The organism is Cedecea lapagei (genome assembly GCF_900635955.1).
Taxonomy (GTDB): Bacteria; Pseudomonadota; Gammaproteobacteria; order Enterobacterales; family Enterobacteriaceae; genus Cedecea; species Cedecea lapagei.
On record NZ_LR134201.1, the window covers coordinates 899364 to 922120 of the forward strand.

Sequence of the window (22757 nt, forward strand, 5' to 3'; positions counted from 1 at the left end):
CTATTCTAACGTAGATATCAAAGAGGGGGCCGAAAAAATGCCCCCGCAGGATCAGATATTTTCGTCCAGCCAGCTATCAAACGGGGCTTTTGGCATGGCGCCATTCAGCATGTCTACAACCTGGCCATTTTTGAAAATCATAATAGTGGGAATGCTGCGAATACGAAAACGGGCGCTCAGCTCCTGCTCGGCTTCGGTATTGACCTTAACGAAACGCACTTTGCCGCTACGCTCTTCGGCAACATCTTCAAAGATTGGCGCGAAGTTAACGCACGGCCCACACCATGGAGCCCAGAAGTCGACCACTACCGGCAGATCATCTTTCAGGAGTTTATCCAGCGTAGCCGTTGTTGCGTTGACGACTTCTCCCTCAAACAGCTCATGACCGCAGCGGCCACACTTTGCACCGTCATCAATACGGTCGTCAGGAATGCGGTTAATGGCCTGGCAGCCGGCACAAACGGTATTCATAACTAACCTCAAAGAGAATTGTTGAAAATCGGTGTCAGGCACCGCGGATGTTTCAAATATGTTACATATTATCGGCGAAGATGGGGAGGCCAACAAAGTGATTTATTCGATGAGTACAATAGTTATTAGCTTTTAAGCAAAGTTAATGGCTAACCCATGCCACATCAGGTAATCTGCGCGCTTCGCGCTCAGCCAGGTGGAGGAAAAATGAACGACGAATTTAAAGGTAAAAGCGGCAAGGTCAAAGTGATGTATGTCCGCGGTGACGACGATAGCGAACAACGCAGCCAAAACCCGCGTACCGGGAAAGGTGGTGGGCGTCCTGCCGGTGCGTCACGTGGTGAAGGCGGCGGTCGCCGTCCTGCTCGTCACGATGATAAACCTCGCGGCGGGCGCGATCGTAATGAACGTAGCGACAGAGGTGACCGCGGTGAAGCGGCTTCTCCATGGCGTACGGTTTCCCGTGCTCCGGTGGAGGCTTCGCAGTCAGCCTATGAAAATGAAAGCGCAACAAAGCACGTAGTCGATCCGGAAGTGATTCGTCGCCAGCGCGCCGAAGAAGCTCGTGTCTATGGTGAGAACGCTTGCCAGGCGCTGTTCCAGAGCCGCCCGGAAAGCATCGTGCGTGCCTGGTTTATCCAGAGCGTTACGCCTCGCTTCAAAGAAGCGCTGCGCTGGATGGCGGCTAACCGCAAGGCTTACCACGTTGTGGATGACGCCGAACTGGTAAAAGCGTCCGGTACGGAACACCACGGTGGTGTTTGCTTTATTATTAAAAAACGCAGCGGCATCAGCGTGCAGACCTGGCTGAATAAAGCCGGGGAAGAAGATTGCGTGCTGGCGCTGGAAGATGTGGGTAACCCTCACAACCTCGGCGGGATCATGCGCAGCTGCGCGCACTTTGGCGTTAAGGGCCTGCTGATTCAGGACGCTTCCCTGCTGGAGTCCGGCGCGGCAATTCGTACCGCAGAAGGTGGTGCAGAGCACGTTGTGGCGATCAGCGGCGAGACGTTCGGCGACGGGCTGGAAGCCTTCCGTAAAGCGGGTTACACCATCGTGACGACTTCAAGCCACCAGGGAACTCCGCTGTATAAGGCTGAGCTGCCGAAGAAGATGGTGCTGGTGCTGGGCCAGGAGCGCGACGGCGTTTCCGACACCACCTTTGAAAATGCCGATATGAGCGTAGCCATTGAAGGCACCGGTAACGTTGAAAGCCTCAACGTGTCGGTCGCTACCGGCGTTCTGCTGGGCGAATGGTGGCGCCAGAACAAGGCGTAATACCTTACCCGCTATAAAAAACCAGCTTAGTCGCTGGTTTTTTTTGTTCTGATTTTAGCCATTTTCCTGTGGCAGCTGCGGCATCCAGTCGATGGGCTGTTCCCCGCGACCAGCAAGATACTCATTCGCCTTAACGAAATGCCCGCAGCCAAGAAAACCGCGATGCGCGGAGAGCGGGGAAGGGTGCGGGGCCGTCAGCACGTGGTGGCGCTGGCGGTCGATAATGCTTCCTTTGCGCTGAGCGTGAGCTCCCCACAGCAGAAACACCACGCCTTCACGGTGTTCATTAATAAGAGCGATAACCTTGTCCGTGAAGGTTTCCCAACCAAACCTGGCGTGAGAGTGCGCCTTGCCTGCTTCGACGGTCAGCACCGTATTGAGCAGCAGAACCCCTTGTCGTGCCCAGCTTTCAAGGTAGCCATGCGCCGGGCGGGTAAAGCCCGGCACGGAAGCTTCCAGCTCTTTGTACATATTGACCAGCGAAGGTGGCGGGGCAATCCCCGGTCGCACGGAGAATGAAAGTCCGTGCGCCTGCCCTGGCCCGTGATAGGGATCCTGCCCCAGGATCACCACTTTGACATCGCCCAGCTCGGTAAAACGAAAAGCGTTAAACACGTCCTTCTGCGGAGGGTAAACCGTCACGCCCGCCGAGCGCTCCGCAGCCACAGCGCTGAGCGTGTTGATAAAGTAGGGCTGCTCTTTCTCTTCTGCCAGCACGTCGTGCCAGGTGAGGTGGGTGGTCATCTCGCTCTCCTGCGAATCTGTATTGCCGATAGCTTAACTGCTTCTTCCCCATCAGCAAAATAGTGCGTGGCATCAATGGGCTACGACACTAAATAAAGTTGAAGATTTACAAAAGTTTTAATGGATTCCTGTCGACCTAAGTTGATGTAAAACAAATGAAACCCGTCAAAGTCATTTTTAGGCTGTGGATTTAATTGACACAAGTCAAAGAATGGCGCCAGGTGGGCTGATATAAAAACAACAAAGCAACAAAGGTTTTACCAATGAGCCAGAGTGCTGGCTCAAAGAATCAGCACATTACCCTGAGGGAGAAATAAAATGATTACTGGTATCCAGATTACAAAAGCGGCAAACGACGAACTTCTGAACTCTTTCTGGCTGCTCGACAATGAAAAAGGCGAAGCTCGCTGCGTTTGCGCGAAAGCGGGTTTTGCTGAAGATGAAGTTGTCGCGGTCAGCAAACTGGGTCAGTTTGAATACCGTGAAATTCCGATGGAAGTAAAACCAGAAGTTCGTGTGGAAGGCGGTCAGCACCTGAACGTTAACGTTCTGCGTCGTGAAACGCTGGAAGATGCGGTTAAGCATCCGGAGAAATATCCGCAGCTGACTATTCGTGTTTCCGGCTATGCGGTTCGTTTTAACTCTCTGACTCCGGAACAGCAGCGCGACGTAATTACCCGTACTTTCACAGAAAGCCTGTAATTCAGTTTCTGCCGCAGTGAAAAAAGAGCGCCTTCTGGCGCTCTTTCTATTTGTGCCTCTGTGAAGAGAATCGACAGGGCAAAAAAACGCCGGGATTATCCCGGCGCTGATGTTATTCGTCGACCTTTGAAGATTCAGTCGCGGCGGCCGCGCTTGGCTTACGGCGCTTGCCGACGTTTTTCTTATCGCGGTGACGCACCTTAACGCGAGGCTTCTCTTTATCTTTCTCTTTCTTCTTCTCTTCGCGCTTAGCCAGCACTTTTTTCGATGGTTTACCGGTCAGCTTCTCGCTAGGCGCGCGAGTAGTTGGGCGCAGCTCATCGATGACGCGGGACTTCATCGGCTCTTTCATATAGCGGGTAATTTTGCCCAGCAGCAGATGATCGTGTGCTTCAACCAGCGAAATAGCCGTTCCTTTCATGCCGGCACGGCCGGTACGACCGATACGGTGCAGGTAGATATCTGCGGTACGCGGCAGGTCAAAGTTGAAGACGTGGCTGACGTCAGGAATATCGATCCCACGGGCCGCTACGTCGGTGGCGACTAAGACGTTAACGCGACCGTCTGTCAGACGTTTGATAGCTTCGTTACGCTTGGCCTGTACCATCTCACCTTCAAGGTAGCAGGTGTTGATACCCACTTCGCGCAGCCAGGCAACCAGCTCATGCACACGCTCGCGCTTACGCACAAATACGATAGAGCGGGTGGTATCCGGCTGGTTCAGCAAATGAACCAATAATTTTGTCTTGTGCTCAACGTCATCAGCGCGGTAGTACCACTGATGGATCTTCTTGCGCTCACGCGTGGACGGCGTGGCGGAAACTTCAACCGGATCTTCCAGCAGACGTTCTGCGAAATCTTTAACCGCATTGCCTTCCAGGGTTGCGGAGAACAGCATAGTCTGCTTGCGCCAGCGGGTTTCCGCGGCGATGGTTTCAATATCCTGAGCAAAGCCCATGTCCAGCATGCGGTCCGCTTCATCAAGGATCAGGGTTTCAACCGCGCGGCAGTCGAAGTTCTCTTCCTTAATGTACTGCAGCAGTCGGCCAGTGGTGGCGACCACGATATCCTGATTCTCGCTGAAAACCTCAGCGTGGTTCATATACGCTACGCCGCCGGTGATGGTCGCAATATCCAGATGGGTATGCTTTGCCAGCTCACGCGCGTGGTCAGCGACCTGCATTGCCAGTTCGCGAGTCGGCGTCACGATAAGAATGCGCGGCGGGCCAGATTTTTTACGCGGAAAGTCGACCAGGTGCTGTAGCGCTGGCAGCAGGTAAGCTGCGGTTTTACCGGTACCCGTTGGTGCTGAACCCAGCACATCGCGCCCTTCAAGTGCAGGAGGAATGGCCGCAGCCTGGATTGCTGTCGGGCGAGTAAAGCCCTTCTCCTGGAGCGCGTCCAAAAGGCTTTCATCAAGTTCGAGTTCGGAAAAAGTGCTTACAGTCATGGTCTACCTCTATTTGGGACGCCGATTATAGACGTTATGCCCGCGATCTTCATCTGTTTGTGTCTTTCCGTGGTCGCTCGTTTCACTTATGCTACGGCGGTTTCTTTGCAAGGTAGATAAGATGTCGGATCAAAAAGCGGTATTACGTCGTGATGGTTTCACTTTCAAACAGTTCTTTGTGGCGCACGATCGCTGTGCGATGAAAGTGGGGACGGATGGGACACTGCTCGGTGCTTGGGTGCCGGTGGTGAACGTAAAAAGCGTTCTGGATATTGGCACCGGCAGCGGTTTGCTGGCCCTGATGCTGGCCCAAAGAACCGCTGATGACGTCACGATTGAAGCCGTTGAGCTGGATCCGGTTGCCGCAGAACAGGCGGCAGAGAACGCAAAAGGCTGCCGCTGGGCTTCGCGTATAAACGTGCATTGTGCTGATATCCGCGAGTGGGCGCAGCAGGCAACTCAGCGTTATTCCCTGATCGTCAGCAATCCGCCTTTCTTTGAGCAGGGCAGCAGCTGCGCCTCTCCGGAGCGTGCTCAGGCCCGCTACACGACGACGCTGGATCACCAGGCACTTCTCAGCAGCGCTGAACAGCTGATCGCCGAGGAGGGTTTTTTCTGCGTGATCATGCCGGAAACCGCAGGGACGGCATTTAGCGAACTGGCGAAATCACAGGGCTGGCATGTTCGCTACCGCACCGATGTCGCCGATAATGAAACTCGCCTGCCGCATCGGGTGATGCTCGCGCTTTCCCCTACCGGCGGAGAATACTACAGCGACCGGCTGGTGATTCGTGGGCCAGACCAGACTTACTCTGAAGGCTATTGCAGCCTGACCCAGGACTTCTATCTGTTTATGTGAAGCGGGGAAAGCACGCTTGGGCCGGACTCATCCAGCTGCTGCGGGAAATCAAGTGTGTAGTGGAGGCCGCGACTTTCTTTGCGCTGCATGGCGCAGCGAACGATAAGTTCGGCAACCTGCACCAGATTTCTTAGCTCAAGAAGATTGTTTGAAACACGGAAGTTTGCATAGTACTCATCAATCTCCTGCTGGAGCATGGTAATCCTCCGCAGCGCTCGTTCCAGACGGCGTGTAGTGCGAACGATGCCGACGTAGTCCCACATAAAGAGCCGCAGTTCATGCCAGTTGTGCTGAATAACGACTTGTTCATCGGGATTGTCCACGCGGCTGTCATCCCAGTCGGGCAGGCTTTTGCTTTCACGTGCATACGGCAGGCGCTTGAGAATATCCTCCGCCGCTGACCAGCCATAGACCAGGCACTCCAGCAGGGAATTTGACGCCATCCGGTTTGCGCCGTGTAGCCCGGTATAGGTCACCTCGCCAATGGCATACAGCCCATCAACGTCAGTGCGCCCATGTTCGTCAACCATGACGCCCCCGCAGGTATAGTGCGCGGCAGGTACGACAGGAACCGGGTCTTTGGTTAAATCGATGCCCAACCCAAGCAATTTTTCGTAAATAGTAGGGAAGTGCTGGCGAACAAACGTTTCAGGCTTGTGGCTGATATCGAGATACATACAGTCAGCACCCAGACGTTTCATTTCGTGATCGATAGCTCTTGCGACGATGTCGCGGGGGGCAAGCTCTGCGCGCTCATCAAACTCCGGCATAAATCGAGACCCATCAGGGCGTTTCAGGTAGGCGCCTTCGCCACGCAGCGCTTCCGTCAGCAGAAAATTTCTGGCCTGGGGATGGAACAGCGCTGTCGGGTGAAACTGGTTGAACTCCAGGTTAGCCACGCGGCAGCCCGCACGCCACGCCATTGCAATACCGTCGCCTGAGGCAATGTCCGGGTTTGTGGTGTACTGATAGACCTTCGAAGCTCCACCGGTAGCCAGAACGACGGCCTTAGCGCGGCAGGTTTCCACTTTTTCAAGATTCCGGTTCCAGACCCAGGCCCCTACCACCCTGCGGGTGCCCGGCAAGCCAATCTTGTCAGAGATAATTAAATCGACGGCGTTGCTGCGCTCGATAACCCGGATGTTGGGATGGTTAAGGGCTTTGCTGACCAGCGTAGTCTCCACTTCTTTGCCCGTTGCATCCGCTGCGTGAAGAATACGGCGATGGCTATGGCCGCCTTCACGCGTCAGGTGATAGCTCTCTTCGCCATTAGCCAGCGTGTGGGTGTCGAACATTACGCCCTGATCAATCAGCCACTGGACGCAGTGCTTTGCATTGCTGGCGACAAACTCTACCGCACCGCGGTCGCAGATCCCGGCGCCGGCAATCAGCGTATCGTCGATGTGGGAAGCAATACTGTCGGTTTCATCGAAAACAGCGGCAATTCCTCCCTGCGCGTAAAAGGTGGAACCTTCGCTGACAGGGCCTTTGCTTAACACGATGACCTTGCTGGTTTGGGCAAGCCGCAGTGCGAGAGAAAGGCCAGCAGCGCCGCTACCGACAATTAATACATCACAGGCAAGATCGCAATTTGTGTTCATGTTGTTTAATTTACTAAACGATAATGGTCGGAGCATAGCACCCGATACGCGTCAGAACACTACTTTTTTGTTTACGCGTTGCGTTAACTAAACAAGGTGGTGGAAAAATCCTCCGGGGAGAAGCGGCTCAAATTCTGTAAAAAATGCCCTTGTGGCGGGATAAACGGCAGATTAAATGATGAAATACCTTGAGTCATGCGATACTCTGCACGCTAACTTTTTAAGCATTGATTCAGAAGAATCGGCGTTACCGTTTTGTGTGGCGGAACTTATAATGAAAAGATGTAATCCGCTAAACATGACAGAAAAACAAAGGCGTAAAGGAACTTTGCTGGCCTCGGGCACTCCAACTCAAAGCTTGCTCAAAAATGCAGGGTTCGAGTGGCATTTCGATTACGCGTGGATATTAGGTTTGGGGAGACATTACCTCGGATGAGCGAGCAGTTAACGGATCAGGTCCTCGTCGAACGGGTCCAGAAGGGAGATCAGAAATCATTTAACCTACTGGTGGTGCGCTACCAGCATAAGGTTGCGAGCCTGGTTTCCCGCTATGTGCCTTCGGGAGATGTTCCCGACGTGGTGCAGGAGTCTTTTATTAAAGCGTATCGCGCACTGGATTCATTCCGTGGCGATAGTGCGTTTTATACGTGGCTGTATCGCATTGCGGTCAACACGGCAAAAAATTATCTGGTTGCTCAGGGGCGTCGTCCACCTTCAAGCGATGTGGACGCCATTGATGCGGAAAACTACGAAAGTGGTAGCGCATTGAAAGAAATTTCGAACCCTGAGAACTTAATGTTGTCTGAAGAGCTGAGACAGATAGTTTTCCGTACTATTGAGTCACTCCCGGAAGATTTACGCATGGCAATCACGTTGCGGGAGTTGGATGGTATGAGCTATGAAGAGATAGCCGCCATCATGGATTGCCCGGTAGGTACTGTGCGTTCTCGTATTTTCCGCGCAAGGGAAGCTATTGATAATAAAGTTCAACCGCTTATCAGGCGTTGACGATAGCGGATTACTGGAAGGGTATTTAGGCATGCAGAAAGAACAACTTTCCGCTTTAATGGATGGCGAATCTCTCGATAGCGAGCTGCTTAATCGCCTGTCACACGACAGCGAGCTTCAGCAAAGCTGGGAGAGCTACCATCTTATCCGCGACACGATGCGCGGAGATACCAGCGAAGTGCTTCATTTCGATATTTCAGCCAACGTGATGGCGGCTATCGCGAATGAACCAGTGCGTAACGTCGCGCCGCTCATTACCGAATCACAACCGCAGCCTCAGCAATGGCAGAAAATGCCGTTCTGGCACAAGGTGCGTCCGTGGGCAAGCCAGCTGACTCAGATGGGCGTTGCTGCGTGTGTATCGCTTGCGGTTATTGTGGGCGTGCAGCACTATAACGTTAAGTCTGACAGCGCCGCGCAGCCGGAAACGCCAGTGTTTAACACCCTGCCGATGATGGGCAAAGCCAGTCCGGTAAGCCTGGGCGTACCGTCTGATACCACGGCCAGCAACAACAGTCAGCAGGTACAGGAACAGCGTCGTCGTATTAACGCTATGCTGCAGGATTATGAATTGCAGCGTCGTTTACACTCCGAGCAGCTCCAGTTTGAACAGGCGCAAACTCAGCAGGCCGCTGTGCAAGTGCCAGGAAACCAAACTTTAGGAACGCAATCGCAGTAATGAAGCAACTTTGGTGTGCCCTGTCTCTCGTGGCAGGCGGCCTGTTGTTCACCTCCAGCGCCTCGGCGGACACTGTTTCGTCCGGGGCGTTGTTGCAGCAGATGAACCAGGCGAGTCAGTCACTCAACTATGAGCTGGCGTTTATCAATATCAGCAAACAAGGGATTGAGTCCCTTAGTTATCGCCACGCACGTCTTGATAACCGCCCGCTTGCACAATTCCTGCAAATGGATGGCCCGCGCCGCGAGGTCGTACAGCGCGGCAATGAAATCAGCTACTTTGAACCTGGGCTTGAGCCATTTACGCTCACCGGGGATTATATTGTCGATTCACTGCCCTCGATCGTCTATACCGACTTTAAGCGCCTGACGCCTTACTACGACTTTATTTCCGTTGGGCGTACGCGCATTGCTGACAGGCTGTGCGAAGTGATTCGTGTCGTAGCCCGCGATGGCACACGCTACAACTATATTGTCTGGATCGATACCGAAACCAAGCTGCCGCTGCGCGTTGATTTACTTGACCGCGACGGTGAAACCCTTGAGCAATTTCGGGTTGTCTCATTCTCCGTCGGAGACCAGACGAGCGGCCTGATGCAGAATTTAGCGAAGGCGACGCTGCCGCCGCTGCTGTCGGTGCCGGGTGCGGAAAAGGCGAAGTTTTCGTGGGCGCCTTCCTGGCTGCCGCAGGGGTTTAGCGAAATTTCCAGCAGCCGCAGGCCGCTGCCAACCGTCGGCGTGCCTATCGAATCTCGTCTCTATTCCGACGGGCTTTTCAGCTTCTCGGTCAATATCAGCCAGGCGCCGTCTCAGGGGACTAATGGCGAGCAGCTGGTGCGTACCGGCCGTCGTACCGTGAGCACGGAAATTCGCGACAAAACTGAAATCACCGTGGTTGGCGAGCTACCGCCGCAAACGGCAAAACGCATTGGCGATAGCATCAAGTTTAACGGAGCTACGCAATGATTAAAGAGTGGGCGACGGTCGTCTCATGGCAAAACGGTGAGGCGCTGCTGCATTGTGATGTCAAAGCCTCCTGCAGCAGCTGCGCTTCTCGTTCAGGATGCGGCACTCGTGTATTAAATAAACTGGGGCCGCAGACCAGCCATCTTTTGACTGTTCCTAGCGAGCAGCCGCTGGTGGCCGGGCAAAAAGTGGAGCTGGGCATCGCAGAGGGTAGCCTGCTGGGGTCCGCTCTGCTGGTTTATATGTCGCCGCTGGTCGGGCTATTTTTGTGCTCCGGCCTGTTCCAGACCCTGTTCGGGACTAACCTGGCTGCAATGTGCGGTGCTTTGCTCGGCGGCGTAGGCGGTTTTTTGCTTGCCCGCGGTTTTTCTCAGCATTTCAGCCGCCGTGAAAGCTGGCAGCCGGTGATCCTTAGCGTTGCGCTCAGTCCCGATGCGCTACGCGTCGACACTTCAGCGCCTCCGGCCGAAAATCAGTAAATTCCCTTCGACGGACCTCTCTTTGCTCATCCTGCTAATCGCTTACCTAAGCTTGCAGGATGAGCAGTTTCCTCACTTTCTTGTTGTAGTGTAGAATGCGGCGTTTCAGGCAGAAGACAGTCACTGACATCCTGCTCCGTACAGCGCGAAGCGCCGAGCTCACAGGCCATTTGTAAGGCATAAAACCTCTAACTATGAAGAACATACGTAACTTTTCTATTATTGCCCACATCGACCACGGTAAATCGACGCTGTCTGACCGTATCATCCAGATTTGCGGCGGCCTGTCCGACCGCGAAATGGCCGCGCAGGTCCTCGACTCCATGGACCTGGAGCGTGAACGTGGTATCACCATCAAAGCGCAGAGCGTTACCCTCGACTATAAAGCCAGCGACGGTGAAACTTACCAGCTTAACTTCATCGATACGCCTGGGCACGTTGACTTCTCTTATGAAGTGTCCCGCTCGCTGGCGGCCTGTGAAGGTGCGCTGCTGGTGGTGGATGCCGGGCAGGGCGTTGAGGCCCAGACCCTGGCGAACTGCTACACCGCGATGGAAATGGACCTGGAAGTGGTGCCGGTTCTTAACAAGATTGACCTGCCGGCTGCCGACCCTGAGCGCGTAGCCGAAGAGATTGAAGACATCGTAGGCATCGACGCCACCGACGCTGTGCGCTGCTCCGCAAAAACCGGCGTTGGCGTACCGGATGTTCTGGAACGCCTGGTACGTGATATTCCTGCGCCGGAAGGCGATCCGGACGCGCCACTGCAGGCGCTGATCATCGACTCCTGGTTCGATAACTACCTGGGCGTTGTTTCCCTGATCCGCGTGAAAAACGGCACCCTGCGTAAGGGCGATAAAGTCAAAGTGATGAGTACCGGTCAGGTGTACAACGCCGACCGCCTTGGCATCTTCACGCCTAAGCAGATCGACCGTACCGAGCTGAAGTGCGGCGAAGTAGGCTGGCTGGTCTGCGCAATCAAAGATATCCTGGGCGCGCCGGTGGGCGATACCCTGACCCTGTCCCGTAACCCGGCGGATAAAGCGCTGCCTGGCTTTAAAAAAGTGAAGCCGCAGGTTTACGCTGGCCTGTTCCCGGTCAGCTCCGACGACTACGAAAACTTCCGCGATGCGCTCGGCAAACTGAGCCTCAACGACGCCTCCCTGTTCTATGAACCAGAAAGCTCAACGGCGCTGGGCTTCGGCTTCCGCTGCGGCTTCCTGGGCCTGCTGCACATGGAGATCATTCAGGAGCGTCTGGAGCGTGAATACGATCTCGACCTGATCACCACGGCGCCTACCGTAGTTTACGAAGTTCAGACGACAAGCAAAGAGATTATCTACGTTGATAGCCCGTCCAAGCTGCCGCCGCTGAACAACATCGAAGAGCTGCGTGAGCCGATCGCCGAATGTCACATGCTGCTGCCGCAGGAGTTCCTCGGTAACGTGATTACGCTGTGTATCGAAAAACGCGGCGTGCAGACCAACATGGTTTATCACGGCAACCAGGTGGCGCTGACCTATGAAATCCCGATGGCGGAAGTGGTGCTCGACTTCTTCGACCGCCTGAAGTCTACCTCTCGCGGCTATGCGTCGCTGGATTACAATTTCAAACGTTTCCAGGCTTCCAACATGGTCCGTGTTGATGTACTGATAAACGGCGATCGCGTTGATGCGCTGGCGCTTATCACCCACAACGATAACGCGCCGTACCGCGGACGCGAGCTGGTGGAGAAGATGAAAGAGCTGATCCCTCGCCAGCAGTTTGATATCGCGATTCAGGCGGCCATTGGCAACCACATCATCGCGCGTTCAACGGTGAAACAGCTGCGTAAAAACGTACTGGCAAAATGCTACGGCGGCGACGTGAGCCGTAAGAAAAAGCTGTTGCAGAAACAGAAAGACGGTAAGAAACGCATGAAGCAGGTCGGTAACGTCGAACTGCCGCAAGAAGCGTTCCTCGCCATCCTGCATGTCGGCAAAGACAGCAAATAATCTAAGGAGTTGGCATGGCGAATATGTTTGCTTTGATCCTCGTGGTAGCCACGCTGGTGACGGGCATTTTATGGTGTCTGGATAAGTTTATCTTTGCCGCTAAACGTCGTGAAAAACAGGCGGTAGCGCAGGCTGCCACCGGTGATGCACTGGACAAAAAGACGCTGAAAAAAGTGGGCCCGAAACCGGGCTGGCTGGAAACGGGGGCGTCCGTGTTCCCGGTGCTGGCGATCGTGCTGGTGGTGCGTTCATTTATCTATGAGCCCTTCCAGATCCCTTCTGGTTCGATGATGCCAACGCTGTTAATCGGTGATTTTATTCTGGTAGAGAAATTTGCCTACGGAATTAAAGATCCTATTTATCAGAAGACGTTAATTCAAACCGGCCACCCTAAGCGCGGCGATATTGCGGTATTTAAATATCCTGAAGATCCACGTCTGGATTATATTAAGCGCGTTGTGGGGCTGCCGGGCGACCGAGTCAGCTACGATCCGCAGTCGAAAGAGGTTACGGTTCAGCCAAACTGCAGTTCGGGTCAGGCCTGTGACAATGCGCTGCCAATCACCTATTCCAACGTGGAAGCCAGTGATTTTGTGCAGACCTTTGCCCGCCGTAACGGCAGCGAAGCGACCTCCGGTTTCTTCCAGATGCCGAAAGACCAGACCCGCGATGATGGCGTGCGCCTGAGCGAGCGCAAAGAGACGCTGGGCGAAGTCACGCATAATATTCTGACGGTGCCAATTGCCCAGGACCAGGTAGGCATGTACTACCAGCAGTCCGGTCTGCCTCTGGCCACCTGGATTGTGCCACCGGGTCACTATTTCATGATGGGTGATAACCGTGACAATAGCGCAGACAGCCGCTATTGGGGCTTTGTGCCTGAACAGAACCTGGTCGGCAAAGCGACGGCAATCTGGATGAGTTTTGAGAAACAAGAAGGTGAATGGCCAACAGGTGTTCGTTTGAAACGCATTGGCGGCATTCATTAAACAATTAATCCCACAAACTAACGACATCCCCTGTCGTTGTGTATAGAATATTCCCGCCTTTAAAGATTGGCTCCCGAAAGGGAGCCACGGCACACGAAACAGCGTTGGTTTCTTTTTTTCAGGTCTGTTCCTTGTGCTGAATAGTTGACGCATTCATTAATTTTGGTATCGCATGAATCCCATCGTAATAAATAGGCTGCAGCGTAAGCTGGGCTACACTTTTCAACATCAGGATCTGTTGCAGCAGGCATTAACTCACCGTAGTGCCAGCAGCAAGCACAACGAGCGTCTTGAGTTTTTGGGTGACTCCATTCTCAGTTATGTTATCGCGAATGCGCTGTATCATCGTTTTCCTCGCGTGGACGAGGGGGATATGAGCCGCATGCGTGCTACGCTGGTGCGCGGCAATACTCTGGCGGAAATCGCCCGTGAGTTTGAGCTGGGTGAGTGCCTTCGCCTTGGGCCCGGCGAGCTAAAAAGTGGCGGCTTCCGTCGCGAGTCGATTCTTGCCGATACCGTGGAGGCGCTGATCGGTGGCGTCTTCCTTGACAGTGATATTCAGAACGTTGAGCGTCTGATCCTCTCGTGGTATCAGACCCGTCTTGACGAAATCAGTCCAGGCGACAAGCAAAAAGATCCGAAAACGCGCCTGCAGGAGTATCTGCAGGGCCGCCATCTGCCGCTGCCGTCCTATCTGGTGGTGCAGGTACGTGGTGAAGCGCACGATCAAGAATTTACCATTCACTGTCAGGTGAGTGGCCTGCCTGAGCCGGTTGTAGGAACTGGTTCAAGCCGCCGTAAAGCGGAACAGGCTGCAGCTGAGCAGGCGCTGAAAAAGCTGGAGCTGGAATGAGCGAAGAAAAAACCTATTGCGGCTTTGCGGCCATCGTTGGCCGTCCGAACGTCGGCAAATCCACGCTGCTCAATCAGCTGCTTGGGCAGAAAATCTCTATTACCTCGCGTAAGGCACAGACCACGCGTCACCGCATCATGGGCATCCATACCGAAGGGCCGTATCAGGCGATTTATGTCGATACCCCAGGGCTGCACATGGAAGAAAAGCGTGCCATTAACCGCTTGATGAACCGGGCGGCGAGCAGCTCCATCGGCGACGTTGAGCTGGTTATTTTCGTGGTGGAAGGCACTCGCTGGACGCCGGATGACGAAATGGTGCTGAACAAACTGCGCGACAGCCGTGCGCCGGTGATCCTGGCCGTGAACAAGGTCGACAACGTTCAGGATAAAACCGTGCTGCTGCCGCACCTGCAGTTCCTCGGTAGCCAGATGAATTTCCTCGACATCGTGCCAATCTCTGCGGAGAGCGGGATGAATGTCGATACCATTGCTGAAATTGTTCGTAAGCATCTGCCGGAAGCGATCCATCACTTCCCGGAAGAGTACATCACCGATCGTTCCCAGCGCTTTATGGCTTCCGAGATCATCCGTGAAAAACTGATGCGTTTCCTTGGGGCTGAGCTGCCTTATTCCGTGACGGTCGAGATCGAGCAGTTTGTGACTAACGAGCGCGGCGGCTACGACATCAACGGGCTGATCCTCGTTGAGCGTGAAGGCCAGAAGAAGATGGTGATTGGCAACAAAGGCACCAAAATCAAAACCATCGGCATCGAAGCCCGTAAAGACATGGAAGAGATGTTCGAAGCTAAAGTGCATCTCGAGCTCTGGGTTAAGGTGAAATCCGGCTGGGCCGACGATGAACGTGCGCTCCGTAGTCTCGGTTACACCGACGACCTGAGCTAATCGCATGGAAGGCTGGCAACGGGCTTTTGTCCTGCATAGTCGCCCCTGGAGCGAAACCAGCCTTCTGCTCGACCTGTTTTCCGAAGAGTCCGGACGCGTCCGCCTGATAGCCAAAGGCGCGCGCTCCAAACGCTCTAACCTGAAAGGCGCTTTGCAGCCTTTTACCCCTCTGCTGGTACGCTGGGGCGGCCGCGGCGAAGTCAAAACGCTGCGTAGCGCCGAAGCGGTCTCTCTGGCACTTCCCCTCAGTGGTATCGCCCTCTACAGCGGATTATACGTGAATGAACTGGTGGCTCGCGTACTTGAGCAGGAAACCCGTTTTTCCGAGCTGTTCTTTGATTATCTCCACTGTATTCAGGCCTTAGCCGGGGCTACCGGTACGCCGGAGCCTGCGCTGCGCCGTTTTGAGCTGGCGCTGCTGGGGCATCTTGGCTACGGCGTGGATTTCCTGCACTGCGCCGGCAGCGGGGCGGGCGTCGATGACACCATGACTTACACTTATCGGGAAGAGAAAGGTTTTATTGCCAGCGTGGTGATCGGCAACAGCAGCTTTACCGGGCGTCAGCTTAGAGCGCTTGCCGAACGTGAATTTCCCGATGCCGACACGCTGCGCGCTGCCAAGCGCTTTACCCGCATGGCCCTCAAACCTTATCTTCAGGGTAAGCCCCTCAAAAGCCGCGAACTGTTTCGCCAGTTTGTGCCTAAAAAAACACCACCCGAACCTTCTGACAGCTCGCAGTAATCACAGAGCGTAGCCAGGCTTTCCCCGGCGGGTGTACACTGCCTGGCATCTGTCTGCGAACTCTGAGGATTGTCATGGCTGAATTACTGTTAGGCGTTAACATCGATCACATCGCTACCCTGCGTAATGCGCGCGGTACGGCGTACCCGGATCCGGTTCAGGCCGCGTTTATCGCGGAGCAGGCAGGAGCGGATGGCATCACCGTGCACCTGCGCGAAGATCGCCGCCATATTACAGACCGTGACGTTCGCGTTTTGCGTGAAACTCTCGATACTCGTATGAACCTTGAAATGGCGGTCACCGAAGAGATGGTCGGCATTGCCTGCCAGACGAAACCTCATTTCTGCTGCCTGGTGCCGGAGAAGCGTCAGGAGGTGACCACCGAAGGCGGTCTGGATGTCGCCGGCCAGCTGGACAAGATGCGCGATGCCTGTCAGCGCCTGGCCGAGGCAGGCATTCTGGTGTCTCTGTTTATTGATGCCGACCACGCGCAGATTGATGCCGCGGTTGCCGTAGGCGCGCCGTATATTGAAATTCACACCGGCTGCTATGCGGATGCAGAAGACGAAGTGACTCAGGCCAAAGAGCTGGCACGCATCGTTGAAGCCGCGAGCTATGCCGCAGCGAAAGGGCTGAAGGTGAATGCGGGCCACGGCCTGACCTACCACAACGTCCAGGCTATTGCCCGTATCCCTGAAATGCATGAGCTGAACATTGGCCACGCGATTATCGGAAGAGCGGTGATGAGCGGCCTTAAAGAGGCGGTGGCTGAAATGAAACGTCTGATGCAGGAAGCGCGTCGCTAATGGCGATCCTTGGCCTCGGCACGGATATCGTGGAGATTGCGCGTATTGAGAGCGTAATCTCCCGCTCAGGCGATCGGCTGGCGAAACGTGTGCTGAGCCAGAACGAATGGAAACAGTATCAGGTGCATCAGCAGCCCGTGCGTTTTCTGGCGAAGCGTTTTGCGGTGAAAGAGGCGGCGGCTAAAGCCTTTGGTACCGGTATTCGTAACGGGCTGGCGTTTAATCAGTTTGAGGTCTTCAACGACCCTCTTGGCAAACCTCAGCTGAGGTTTTGGGAAGAGGCGGAGCGGCTGGCACAAAAGATGGGCGTGCGCTCAGTCCACGTCACGCTGGCGGATGAGCGTCACTACGCCTGTGCGACGGTGATTATCGAAAGCTAAAGTTTATCCGCATGATGGAGCAGCACGAATTTATCCCACAGCTGCTCTTCATTCTCTTTATGCGCCGGGTCGCTGATAATCGTTCCTGGGATGGGACAAACTTTCTGGCAGGTCGGGGTGTCGTAATGGCCAACGCATTCCGTGCAGCGATCGGTATCAATCTGGTAGATTGAATCCCCCATCGTGATAGCCTGGTTCGGGCACTCCGGCTCGCACATATCGCAGTTGATGCACTTCTTCGTAATTAATAATGCCATTTCAGTCTGTTACCTGAACCTGCCGTTCAAAAGATATATTCACATTACGCGCCCGAAAAAACGCAAAAGCATGTATATTTAACCAGTAGTGAATCAGGTTAAACGAAGCAGCTAAGGCAAGGACGTTTCGATGGCGCGCACTTTACCACAAAAGCAGATCATGCCCAATGACGCAAAGCCGTTAAGTTTTGTGCTTTGTGTACTTTCAGTACGTGTTATCATTGAACTATTGGTCACGAGATACCCGACAGGATCGTACTTATGGTACAGAGAGAACAACTGCGCGAAGCATTCTCCCGCAGGCTGGCGCAGGCCTGCAGCGAAGCAAACCTCGACGAATTTGGGCGCGGTATGGCAATAGCGCGCGCGCTGGGCGTCTCCTCCAAGGCCGTAAGCAAGTGGCTGAATGCTGAAGCCATTCCAAGGCAGGACAAAATGTACGAGCTGGCGACTTTTCTCCAGGCCGACGTTCTCTGGCTCCAGCACGGCAGCGAAAGTGGCTATGTTCCCGAAGGGCGTGAAAATGCGGCTCACCCGGAAGATGCGGTGATTTACGATTTTCAGCCGCGGGAAGAGCTGGGGTTTCGTATTGACGTGCTGGATATCGAAGCCAGCGCCGGGCCCGGGCGGTTGATCTCCAGCGAAGTGACTGAGACCATTAACCATATTGTTTACGACAGTCAGGAGGCGCTGGAACTGTTTGGCCACCGTCCTGCGTCGACGATCAAGGTAATTACCGTCACCGGCGACAGTATGTCTGGCACTATTGAACTGGGTGACTATATCTTTGTGGATATTGCCAAAGACTATTTCGACGGAGACGGGATTTACGTGTTTCTTTATAAGGGACAGCTGCTGGTGAAGCGCCTGCAGATGACCCACGACTGCCTGCTGGTGCGCTCGGACAATCCTAAATATGCCGACTGGCGCATCAGCGAAGAGAACGAGCAGCATCTCAAAATTATTGGCCGGGTAATGTATAGCCACGCCATACGCCGCCACGCGTGAACCCTTTTTCTGCTGGCTGAAACTTCGAATCCCGCGACTGCGGGATTTTTTTTGCTATGTATTTTATATGGTTACGTTATTTTGCATTTTTTTATTTATAGTTCGTACTTTTGGTTCTTGACGTATTTGTACTATTGGTTCAATATTAATTCATCGGCAGGACGCACCGACTCACAAGGCAAGTGAACGCTCATTAACATCAGGCCCTGAAAAAGGGCGCATACACCAAAGCAAGAAGCTTTGGGATATCTCAGAGATATCACCAAAGTTGATTGACAGGAGGTTGTATGGACGCACAGGCACGTCGCCGCCAGCGCCGCGAAGCTAAGCAGGCCATCTGGAAAGCCGCAAACCCACTTTTAGTGGGGGTGAGGGCCAAACCTGATGCCAGGCCCATTATCTCATTAGCCCGCAAACCCACGCCTCGTCCCGACAAGGCGCTCGAGGTCATTAACATTTATGGCCTGCAAATCATCCGGCAGGCTGAATACCACTCCCGGCTGCGCCAGAAACAGGATGCCAGGCAGAGAAGTCTGTATCAGGCTGCACCGCTAACGGAATCCGGCTTACCGCAGGCTTCCGGCAAGCAAACCCGACGCGGAAAATCTATCCCGCTGATTTAACACCGCAGTGCCTCTTTACCCCAACGGCAGTTCGACACCTCAACCGAAGGTTTTCCCATGAATGACCAACCCGCAAATCTGGTCACGCAATCTTTTGCGTGGCTGGCGGCGCTTGCCGCCGGTCTGGGTATCACGACACAGGATATGGTCTACATGATATTCGGGCTGCTTAGCGTACTGATTTCACTGGCTTCGTGGCTTGGAGGCAGGCTGGACGCCCGCCGACAGCATCTTGAAGACCAAAAGCGCACCCGTATCCTCCAGACGCTGGTGGATGACTTGCAAACGTTAAACCGAGCCGAGCAGATTGAGATTATCAGGGCAGTCAGCGAGGTACTGAAAAAGGCAGGTAGCTAATGGCTCTTTCCCCCGGACTCAGAAAAGCATTATTCGGATTGTCAGGGGCGGGCGCGCTGACTATCGCCAGTTCGCTGTTGCCCGAGCTTGAAGGCGTGAGCTACACGCCTTATTACGACGTCGCCGGGGTGCTGACGGTTTGCTACGGCCATACCGGCAAAGACATTGTTCCCGATAAAACTTACAGCCCATCAGAGTGTAAGGGCTTACTTGATAAAGATCTCCGCCCGGCGGCGCTGGCGGTATCAAGGGCGGTTACCGTCCCGGTTAGTGAGTACCAACGTGCCGCTTTGATTAGCTTCACCTACAACGTCGGCACCGCAGCTTTTCTCCGCTCCTCCGTGCTAAGAACGTTAAATGCCGGCGACTACGAACAAGCCTGTGCCGGTCTGAAAAAATGGATTTGGGCTGGCGGCAAGCAGTGGCAGGGGCTTATTAATCGCCGCGAGGTGGAGTACCAGCTTTGTACCTGGCCGGAGCCGGAAAAATGAAGCCGTTAAACACGATTGCGCTGGCTCTATTTGCTCTCCTTGTCGCCAGCAGCTGGTGGTTTCATCAGCGCTATGCCGTTCAAAAGCAAAGAGCAGAGTCAGCTTTGCAGCAGCTTGCTCAACAGAAAACTGAGCTGCAAAACCTTGTTCGGCGCCAGCAGGCCGTTGCCATGCTTGATGCTCACTATAGCGAGGAGTTAACCCATGCCAGGCTCACCATTGAAAATCTGCAGCGTGATGTGGCTGCTGGTTCTAGGCGGCTGCGCGTCAGCGCTACCTGCAAAACAGTGTCTGGCACCGCCGCCTCCGCCGGGCTGGATGATGCAGCCGCCCCCGGACTTACTGACGCCGCTCAACGGGATTATTTCCGTCTCCGGGAGCGAATCGAAACGAGCAACAAGCAGCTAGCGGGGCTGCAGGAGTACATCCGCAATCAGTGCCTTATCACCCCCTGAAGCCTCGCTAAGCGAGGCTTTTTTATTCCTACGTCAAAGAGGTATTTCTATGTCATCTGCAACCCTGAAGTTCCCGATTGTGCTGGTTCATGGTCTGTTTGGTTTCGACAAAATTGGTGGGATCTATCCCTATTTTTACGGCATCAAAGAGGCGCTTGAGAAGGCCGGGGCGAAGGTCTACATCGCAACGCTTTCTGCGCTGAACAGCAATGAAATGCGCGGCGAACAGCTGCTGGAATTTGTGCGTAAAGTGCAGGCCGAAACCGGGGCTGCGAAAGTCAACCTGATCGGCCACAGCCAGGGGCCGCTGGCCTGTCGCTACGTCGCGGCGATCCATCCTGAGCTTATCGCCTCGGTGACCTCCGTTAACGGCGTTAACCACGGCTCCGAAGTCGCCGATTTGGTTCGTCTGGCGCTCAAGCCCGGGCGCCTGCCAGAGTCTATCGCTAACGCGGCGCTTTCAGCTTTTGGCCAGCTGCTTTCCGCCCTGGCCGGTGCACCTCGCCTGCCTCAATCCGGCGTGGATGCGCTGGATGCGCTGACCAGCGAAGGCGTGGCGGCCTTTAACAAAAAGTATCCGCAGGGCCTTCCTGCCCAGTGGGGTGGTCAGGGTAAGGAGCTGGTTAACGGCGTTTATTACTACTCCTGGAGTGGGATTATCGACTACAACCCGCTGAATCAGGGGGCGAACAACTTCGATCCGCTGCACGCTGCCATGCTGGCATTTTCCATCCTCTTTACCAACGAGCGCTTCCAGAACGACGGCCTGGTCGGCCGCTACAGCAGCCACCTGGGCAAGGTGATTGGTTCTGATTATTCGATGGATCACGTCGATGCCATCAACCAGCTGGCCGGCGTGGTTGCCAACAACACCGATCCGGTGAAGCTCTACGTCGACCATCTTGCTCGTCTGAAAGCTCAAGGGCTCTAGGCCCGAATATAACCGCCTGCGGGCGGTTTTTCTTTGGAGAAATCAATGAATGACACCACGCGTCCGGGCTTTCTGACGCCGCTGGGCACATCGCCGCATTACGACGATGTGCTTGATGCGGACATTGCTGGCTGGATAGTTGGCGTATCGGGCCTGCCAGCGGAAATGGTTATTGCGAAGTGGGGCGATCCGCCGCCCGCCACGCCTGAAGCCGGTATTACCTGGTGTGACTTTTTTACCAACGTGAAGCAGACGGAAACGCCTTTCTTCCATTCTCAGGACAGCGACCAAAGCGTACTTCAGAGCATCGAGTCCGTGGACGTGACCTGTGGCTTTTATGGCCCCGGCGCTCAGGCGGTTGCCGCTCTTTTTCGTGATGGCCTGAACGTGCCGCAAAACAACGCCGAGCTGAACCGACTGGGCCTGACTTTTTTACGGTGTAGCTCCATCACGCCGGATCCTGAATTTATCAATAACCAGTGGCTACGCCGCTACACCCTGACCGTGGCGCTGAAGCGCAGTATTGCGCGGCGCTACGGGATTCGTTCCATCCTTTCATCCGCAGTAAAAATCATTGGAGAGTAAGCTATGTCACAGGGTTTACCTGTATCTAACATTGTCAGCGTGACAGTGAATATGGCGCCCCGAGCGGCGCAGTCCCGTAACTATGGTGCGCTGCTGGTCGTAGGCGCGAGCAACGTCATTGATGCTAATGAGCGTATGCGCGCTTATTCCAGCTTGAGCGGCGTTGCCGCAGATTTTGGCCTGGAAGCTCCGGAATACAAAGCCGCCAGCCTCTACTACCAGCAGTCTCCGCAGCCTGCCGATCTGTTTATCGGACGTTGGGTAAAAGAAGGAAGCGAGGGCAAAGCCGGGGAAACCATTGCCGAATGCGTCTCTGCGCTGAGTGCACATTCAACCGACTGGTATGGCCTGGTCATCGCTGATGACGGCATTACCGATGACGCTGTGCTAGCTGTGGCCGCGGTCATTGAAGGCGACGGTGTCTCCCGTATCTTTGGCCATACGTCTGCCAGCCCCAAAGTAATTGATGCCAACGACAGCACCGACGTCTTCAGCAAGCTGAAAGCAGCTAAGTTCGCTCGTACCTTCGGTCAATATTCCAGCGCCACACCGTATGCGGCAGCTTCGCTATTTGGCCGTGCGTTTACCGTTAACTTTAACGGCAATAACACCACCATCACCCTGAAATTCAAGCAGGAACCGGGTATCACAGCGGAAACGCTGACCCAAACGCAAATCAATGCCCTGTCCGCGAAAAACGCCAACGTCTTTGTCAATTACAACAACGACACCGCCATTATTCAGGAAGGCGTGATGAGCAACGGCAGCTTTATTGATGAGCGCCACGGCCTGGACTGGCTGCAAAACTATGTGCAGACCAACCTCTACAACCTGCTTTACACCAGCACGACAAAAATCCCGCAAACCGATGCTGGCGTCACTCGTCTGCTGAGCAACGTTGAGCATTCTATGGCTCAGGCAGTCACCAATGGCCTGGTGGCGCCGGGTATCTGGAACGGCTCCGATATTGGGCAGCTCGCCTCTGGCGATACGCTGACCAAAGGCTATTACGTCTATGCCCCGGCGGTAGCCACCCAGGCGCAGTCGGATCGCGAAGCGCGTAAAGCGCCGGTGATTCAGGTGGCCTGCAAACTGGCGGGTGCCGTGCACTTTGCCGACGTCGAAATCAATGTTGTGCGTTAAGG

At 54.6% G+C, this 22757-nt stretch carries 28 protein-coding genes; 23 read left to right on the top strand and 5 right to left on the bottom strand.

Annotated features, from left to right (window positions below; genetic code table 11):
* Window positions 1-51: 51 nt before the first annotated feature.
* Window positions 52-471 (bottom strand): thioredoxin TrxC, encoded by a 420-nt coding sequence (trxC, locus tag EL098_RS04455; protein ID WP_126355099.1) that lies wholly within the window; start codon window positions 469-471, stop codon window positions 52-54.
* Between the two features lie 207 nt (window positions 472-678).
* On the opposite strand from trxC, the gene EL098_RS04460 reads away from it, so the two are divergent.
* Window positions 679-1749, top strand: a complete 1071-nt coding sequence (locus tag EL098_RS04460; RefSeq protein WP_126355101.1) for a tRNA/rRNA methyltransferase — start codon at window positions 679-681, stop codon at window positions 1747-1749.
* A gap of 54 nt (window positions 1750-1803) precedes the next feature.
* On the opposite strand, the gene ung is transcribed toward EL098_RS04460, so the two are convergent.
* Complete coding sequence (gene ung, locus EL098_RS04465; RefSeq protein ID WP_126355103.1) at window positions 1804-2493, bottom strand: uracil-DNA glycosylase; 690 nt, start codon at window positions 2491-2493, stop codon at window positions 1804-1806.
* A gap of 318 nt (window positions 2494-2811) precedes the next feature.
* On the opposite strand from ung, the gene grcA reads away from it, so the two are divergent.
* Window positions 2812-3195: an autonomous glycyl radical cofactor GrcA gene (gene grcA, locus EL098_RS04470; RefSeq protein WP_016537828.1), complete on the top strand. Its 384-nt coding sequence runs from the start codon at window positions 2812-2814 to the stop codon at window positions 3193-3195.
* A gap of 112 nt (window positions 3196-3307) precedes the next feature.
* Here the strand turns inward: grcA and srmB are convergent, their stop codons facing one another.
* Complete coding sequence (gene srmB / locus EL098_RS04475) at window positions 3308-4645, bottom strand: ATP-dependent RNA helicase SrmB (protein WP_126355105.1); 1338 nt, start codon at window positions 4643-4645, stop codon at window positions 3308-3310.
* Window positions 4646-4766: 121 nt separating this feature from the next.
* Between srmB and trmN the strand changes: the two genes are divergently transcribed.
* On the top strand, window positions 4767-5504 hold the full coding sequence (gene trmN, locus EL098_RS04480) for a tRNA(1)(Val) (adenine(37)-N(6))-methyltransferase TrmN (protein ID WP_126355106.1): 738 nt from the start codon (window positions 4767-4769) through the stop codon (window positions 5502-5504).
* On the opposite strand, the gene nadB is transcribed toward trmN, so the two are convergent.
* Window positions 5489-7105 carry an L-aspartate oxidase gene (gene nadB / locus EL098_RS04485; RefSeq protein ID WP_126355107.1) on the bottom strand — a complete coding sequence of 539 codons (1617 nt, stop codon included), beginning with the start codon at window positions 7103-7105 and terminating at the stop codon, window positions 5489-5491. The genes trmN and nadB overlap by 16 nt on opposite strands.
* 298 nt (window positions 7106-7403) lie before the next feature.
* Here nadB and rseD point away from each other — a divergent pair, with 298 nt between their 5' ends.
* From rseD to acpS, 12 genes are all read left to right on the top strand, one after another.
* Window positions 7404-7541, top strand: a complete 138-nt coding sequence (rseD, locus tag EL098_RS23760; protein ID WP_408609120.1) for a rpoE leader peptide RseD — start codon at window positions 7404-7406, stop codon at window positions 7539-7541.
* Window positions 7538-8113, top strand: coding sequence for an RNA polymerase sigma factor RpoE (gene rpoE, locus EL098_RS04495; RefSeq protein ID WP_126355109.1), 576 nt, complete (start codon window positions 7538-7540; stop codon window positions 8111-8113). Before rseD ends, rpoE begins: the two co-directional genes overlap by 4 nt.
* A 31-nt stretch (window positions 8114-8144) precedes the next feature.
* On the top strand, window positions 8145-8792 hold the full coding sequence (gene rseA / locus EL098_RS04500; protein ID WP_126355110.1) for an anti-sigma-E factor RseA: 648 nt from the start codon (window positions 8145-8147) through the stop codon (window positions 8790-8792).
* Window positions 8792-9757 (top strand): sigma-E factor regulatory protein RseB, encoded by a 966-nt coding sequence (gene rseB / locus EL098_RS04505; protein ID WP_126355111.1) that lies wholly within the window; start codon window positions 8792-8794, stop codon window positions 9755-9757. The genes rseA and rseB overlap by 1 nt, the downstream gene beginning before the upstream one ends.
* Window positions 9754-10236, top strand: a complete 483-nt coding sequence (gene rseC, locus EL098_RS04510; protein ID WP_126355112.1) for a SoxR-reducing system protein RseC — start codon at window positions 9754-9756, stop codon at window positions 10234-10236. The genes rseB and rseC overlap by 4 nt, the downstream gene beginning before the upstream one ends.
* Window positions 10237-10430: 194 nt before the next feature.
* Window positions 10431-12230 (top strand): translation elongation factor 4, encoded by a 1800-nt coding sequence (lepA, locus tag EL098_RS04520; protein WP_126355114.1) that lies wholly within the window; start codon window positions 10431-10433, stop codon window positions 12228-12230.
* 14 nt (window positions 12231-12244) lie between these two features.
* Window positions 12245-13219 (top strand): signal peptidase I, encoded by a 975-nt coding sequence (gene lepB / locus EL098_RS04525; RefSeq protein WP_126355116.1) that lies wholly within the window; start codon window positions 12245-12247, stop codon window positions 13217-13219.
* A gap of 172 nt (window positions 13220-13391) precedes the next feature.
* Window positions 13392-14072: a ribonuclease III gene (rnc, locus tag EL098_RS04530; protein WP_008459505.1), complete on the top strand. Its 681-nt coding sequence runs from the start codon at window positions 13392-13394 to the stop codon at window positions 14070-14072.
* A complete protein-coding gene (era, locus tag EL098_RS04535; protein ID WP_126355118.1) occupies window positions 14069-14977 on the top strand; it encodes a GTPase Era in 909 nt (302 codons plus the stop codon). Before rnc ends, era begins: the two co-directional genes overlap by 4 nt.
* Before the next feature lie 4 nt (window positions 14978-14981).
* Entirely contained in the window at window positions 14982-15719 is a 738-nt protein-coding gene (gene recO, locus EL098_RS04540; RefSeq protein WP_126355119.1) for a DNA repair protein RecO, read from the top strand.
* 74 nt (window positions 15720-15793) lie between these two features.
* On the top strand, window positions 15794-16525 hold the full coding sequence (pdxJ, locus tag EL098_RS04545; RefSeq protein WP_126355120.1) for a pyridoxine 5'-phosphate synthase: 732 nt from the start codon (window positions 15794-15796) through the stop codon (window positions 16523-16525).
* Complete coding sequence (acpS, locus tag EL098_RS04550; protein ID WP_126355121.1) at window positions 16525-16905, top strand: holo-ACP synthase; 381 nt, start codon at window positions 16525-16527, stop codon at window positions 16903-16905. The genes pdxJ and acpS overlap by 1 nt, the downstream gene beginning before the upstream one ends.
* Here acpS and EL098_RS04555 read toward each other — a convergent pair.
* Complete coding sequence (locus tag EL098_RS04555; protein ID WP_126355123.1) at window positions 16902-17162, bottom strand: YfhL family 4Fe-4S dicluster ferredoxin; 261 nt, start codon at window positions 17160-17162, stop codon at window positions 16902-16904. The genes acpS and EL098_RS04555 overlap by 4 nt on opposite strands.
* Before the next feature lie 261 nt (window positions 17163-17423).
* On the opposite strand from EL098_RS04555, the gene EL098_RS04560 reads away from it, so the two are divergent.
* From EL098_RS04560 to EL098_RS04595, 8 genes are all read left to right on the top strand, one after another.
* On the top strand, window positions 17424-18170 hold the full coding sequence (locus EL098_RS04560; RefSeq protein WP_126355125.1) for a LexA family transcriptional regulator: 747 nt from the start codon (window positions 17424-17426) through the stop codon (window positions 18168-18170).
* A gap of 287 nt (window positions 18171-18457) precedes the next feature.
* Window positions 18458-18793 carry an antitermination protein N gene (locus EL098_RS04565; RefSeq protein WP_126355127.1) on the top strand — a complete coding sequence of 112 codons (336 nt, stop codon included), beginning with the start codon at window positions 18458-18460 and terminating at the stop codon, window positions 18791-18793.
* Between the two features lie 57 nt (window positions 18794-18850).
* The gene (locus EL098_RS04570) at window positions 18851-19150 is read left to right on the top strand and encodes a hypothetical protein (protein ID WP_126355129.1); all 300 of its coding nucleotides are present in this window, start codon (window positions 18851-18853) and stop codon (window positions 19148-19150) included.
* Window positions 19150-19641 carry a lysozyme gene (locus tag EL098_RS04575; protein WP_126355131.1) on the top strand — a complete coding sequence of 164 codons (492 nt, stop codon included), beginning with the start codon at window positions 19150-19152 and terminating at the stop codon, window positions 19639-19641. The genes EL098_RS04570 and EL098_RS04575 overlap by 1 nt, the downstream gene beginning before the upstream one ends.
* Window positions 19638-20096: a lysis protein gene (locus tag EL098_RS04580; RefSeq protein ID WP_126355133.1), complete on the top strand. Its 459-nt coding sequence runs from the start codon at window positions 19638-19640 to the stop codon at window positions 20094-20096. The genes EL098_RS04575 and EL098_RS04580 overlap by 4 nt, the downstream gene beginning before the upstream one ends.
* 49 nt (window positions 20097-20145) lie before the next feature.
* Window positions 20146-21027 (top strand): esterase/lipase family protein, encoded by an 882-nt coding sequence (locus EL098_RS04585; protein WP_126355135.1) that lies wholly within the window; start codon window positions 20146-20148, stop codon window positions 21025-21027.
* Window positions 21028-21072: 45 nt separating this feature from the next.
* Window positions 21073-21612: a phage neck terminator protein gene (locus EL098_RS04590; protein WP_126355137.1), complete on the top strand. Its 540-nt coding sequence runs from the start codon at window positions 21073-21075 to the stop codon at window positions 21610-21612.
* A 3-nt stretch (window positions 21613-21615) separates the two neighbouring features.
* Complete coding sequence (locus tag EL098_RS04595) at window positions 21616-22755, top strand: DUF3383 domain-containing protein (protein WP_126355139.1); 1140 nt, start codon at window positions 21616-21618, stop codon at window positions 22753-22755.
* Window positions 22756-22757: the final 2 nt, after the last annotated feature.

Coding starts and splice junctions, on each gene's coding strand:
- era (WP_126355118.1), top strand. CDS start 14,069: ATGAGCGAAGAAAAAACCTATTGCGGCTTTGCGGCCATCGTTGGCCGT.
- ung (WP_126355103.1), bottom strand. CDS start 2,493: ATGACCACCCACCTCACCTGGCACGACGTGCTGGCAGAAGAGAAAGAG.
- trmN (WP_126355106.1), top strand. CDS start 4,767: ATGTCGGATCAAAAAGCGGTATTACGTCGTGATGGTTTCACTTTCAAA.
- EL098_RS04590 (WP_126355137.1), top strand. CDS start 21,073: ATGAATGACACCACGCGTCCGGGCTTTCTGACGCCGCTGGGCACATCG.
- EL098_RS04585 (WP_126355135.1), top strand. CDS start 20,146: ATGTCATCTGCAACCCTGAAGTTCCCGATTGTGCTGGTTCATGGTCTG.
- rseA (WP_126355110.1), top strand. CDS start 8,145: ATGCAGAAAGAACAACTTTCCGCTTTAATGGATGGCGAATCTCTCGAT.
- EL098_RS04595 (WP_126355139.1), top strand. CDS start 21,616: ATGTCACAGGGTTTACCTGTATCTAACATTGTCAGCGTGACAGTGAAT.
- recO (WP_126355119.1), top strand. CDS start 14,982: ATGGAAGGCTGGCAACGGGCTTTTGTCCTGCATAGTCGCCCCTGGAGC.
- grcA (WP_016537828.1), top strand. CDS start 2,812: ATGATTACTGGTATCCAGATTACAAAAGCGGCAAACGACGAACTTCTG.
- EL098_RS04565 (WP_126355127.1), top strand. CDS start 18,458: ATGGACGCACAGGCACGTCGCCGCCAGCGCCGCGAAGCTAAGCAGGCC.
- rseD (WP_408609120.1), top strand. CDS start 7,404: ATGACAGAAAAACAAAGGCGTAAAGGAACTTTGCTGGCCTCGGGCACT.
- lepB (WP_126355116.1), top strand. CDS start 12,245: ATGGCGAATATGTTTGCTTTGATCCTCGTGGTAGCCACGCTGGTGACG.
- trxC (WP_126355099.1), bottom strand. CDS start 471: ATGAATACCGTTTGTGCCGGCTGCCAGGCCATTAACCGCATTCCTGAC.
- rseB (WP_126355111.1), top strand. CDS start 8,792: ATGAAGCAACTTTGGTGTGCCCTGTCTCTCGTGGCAGGCGGCCTGTTG.
- EL098_RS04575 (WP_126355131.1), top strand. CDS start 19,150: ATGGCTCTTTCCCCCGGACTCAGAAAAGCATTATTCGGATTGTCAGGG.
- nadB (WP_126355107.1), bottom strand. CDS start 7,105: ATGAACACAAATTGCGATCTTGCCTGTGATGTATTAATTGTCGGTAGC.
- rpoE (WP_126355109.1), top strand. CDS start 7,538: ATGAGCGAGCAGTTAACGGATCAGGTCCTCGTCGAACGGGTCCAGAAG.
- acpS (WP_126355121.1), top strand. CDS start 16,525: ATGGCGATCCTTGGCCTCGGCACGGATATCGTGGAGATTGCGCGTATT.
- rnc (WP_008459505.1), top strand. CDS start 13,392: ATGAATCCCATCGTAATAAATAGGCTGCAGCGTAAGCTGGGCTACACT.
- rseC (WP_126355112.1), top strand. CDS start 9,754: ATGATTAAAGAGTGGGCGACGGTCGTCTCATGGCAAAACGGTGAGGCG.
- EL098_RS04460 (WP_126355101.1), top strand. CDS start 679: ATGAACGACGAATTTAAAGGTAAAAGCGGCAAGGTCAAAGTGATGTAT.
- EL098_RS04570 (WP_126355129.1), top strand. CDS start 18,851: ATGAATGACCAACCCGCAAATCTGGTCACGCAATCTTTTGCGTGGCTG.
- srmB (WP_126355105.1), bottom strand. CDS start 4,645: ATGACTGTAAGCACTTTTTCCGAACTCGAACTTGATGAAAGCCTTTTG.
- EL098_RS04560 (WP_126355125.1), top strand. CDS start 17,424: ATGGTACAGAGAGAACAACTGCGCGAAGCATTCTCCCGCAGGCTGGCG.
- lepA (WP_126355114.1), top strand. CDS start 10,431: ATGAAGAACATACGTAACTTTTCTATTATTGCCCACATCGACCACGGT.
- pdxJ (WP_126355120.1), top strand. CDS start 15,794: ATGGCTGAATTACTGTTAGGCGTTAACATCGATCACATCGCTACCCTG.
- EL098_RS04580 (WP_126355133.1), top strand. CDS start 19,638: ATGAAGCCGTTAAACACGATTGCGCTGGCTCTATTTGCTCTCCTTGTC.
- EL098_RS04555 (WP_126355123.1), bottom strand. CDS start 17,162: ATGGCATTATTAATTACGAAGAAGTGCATCAACTGCGATATGTGCGAG.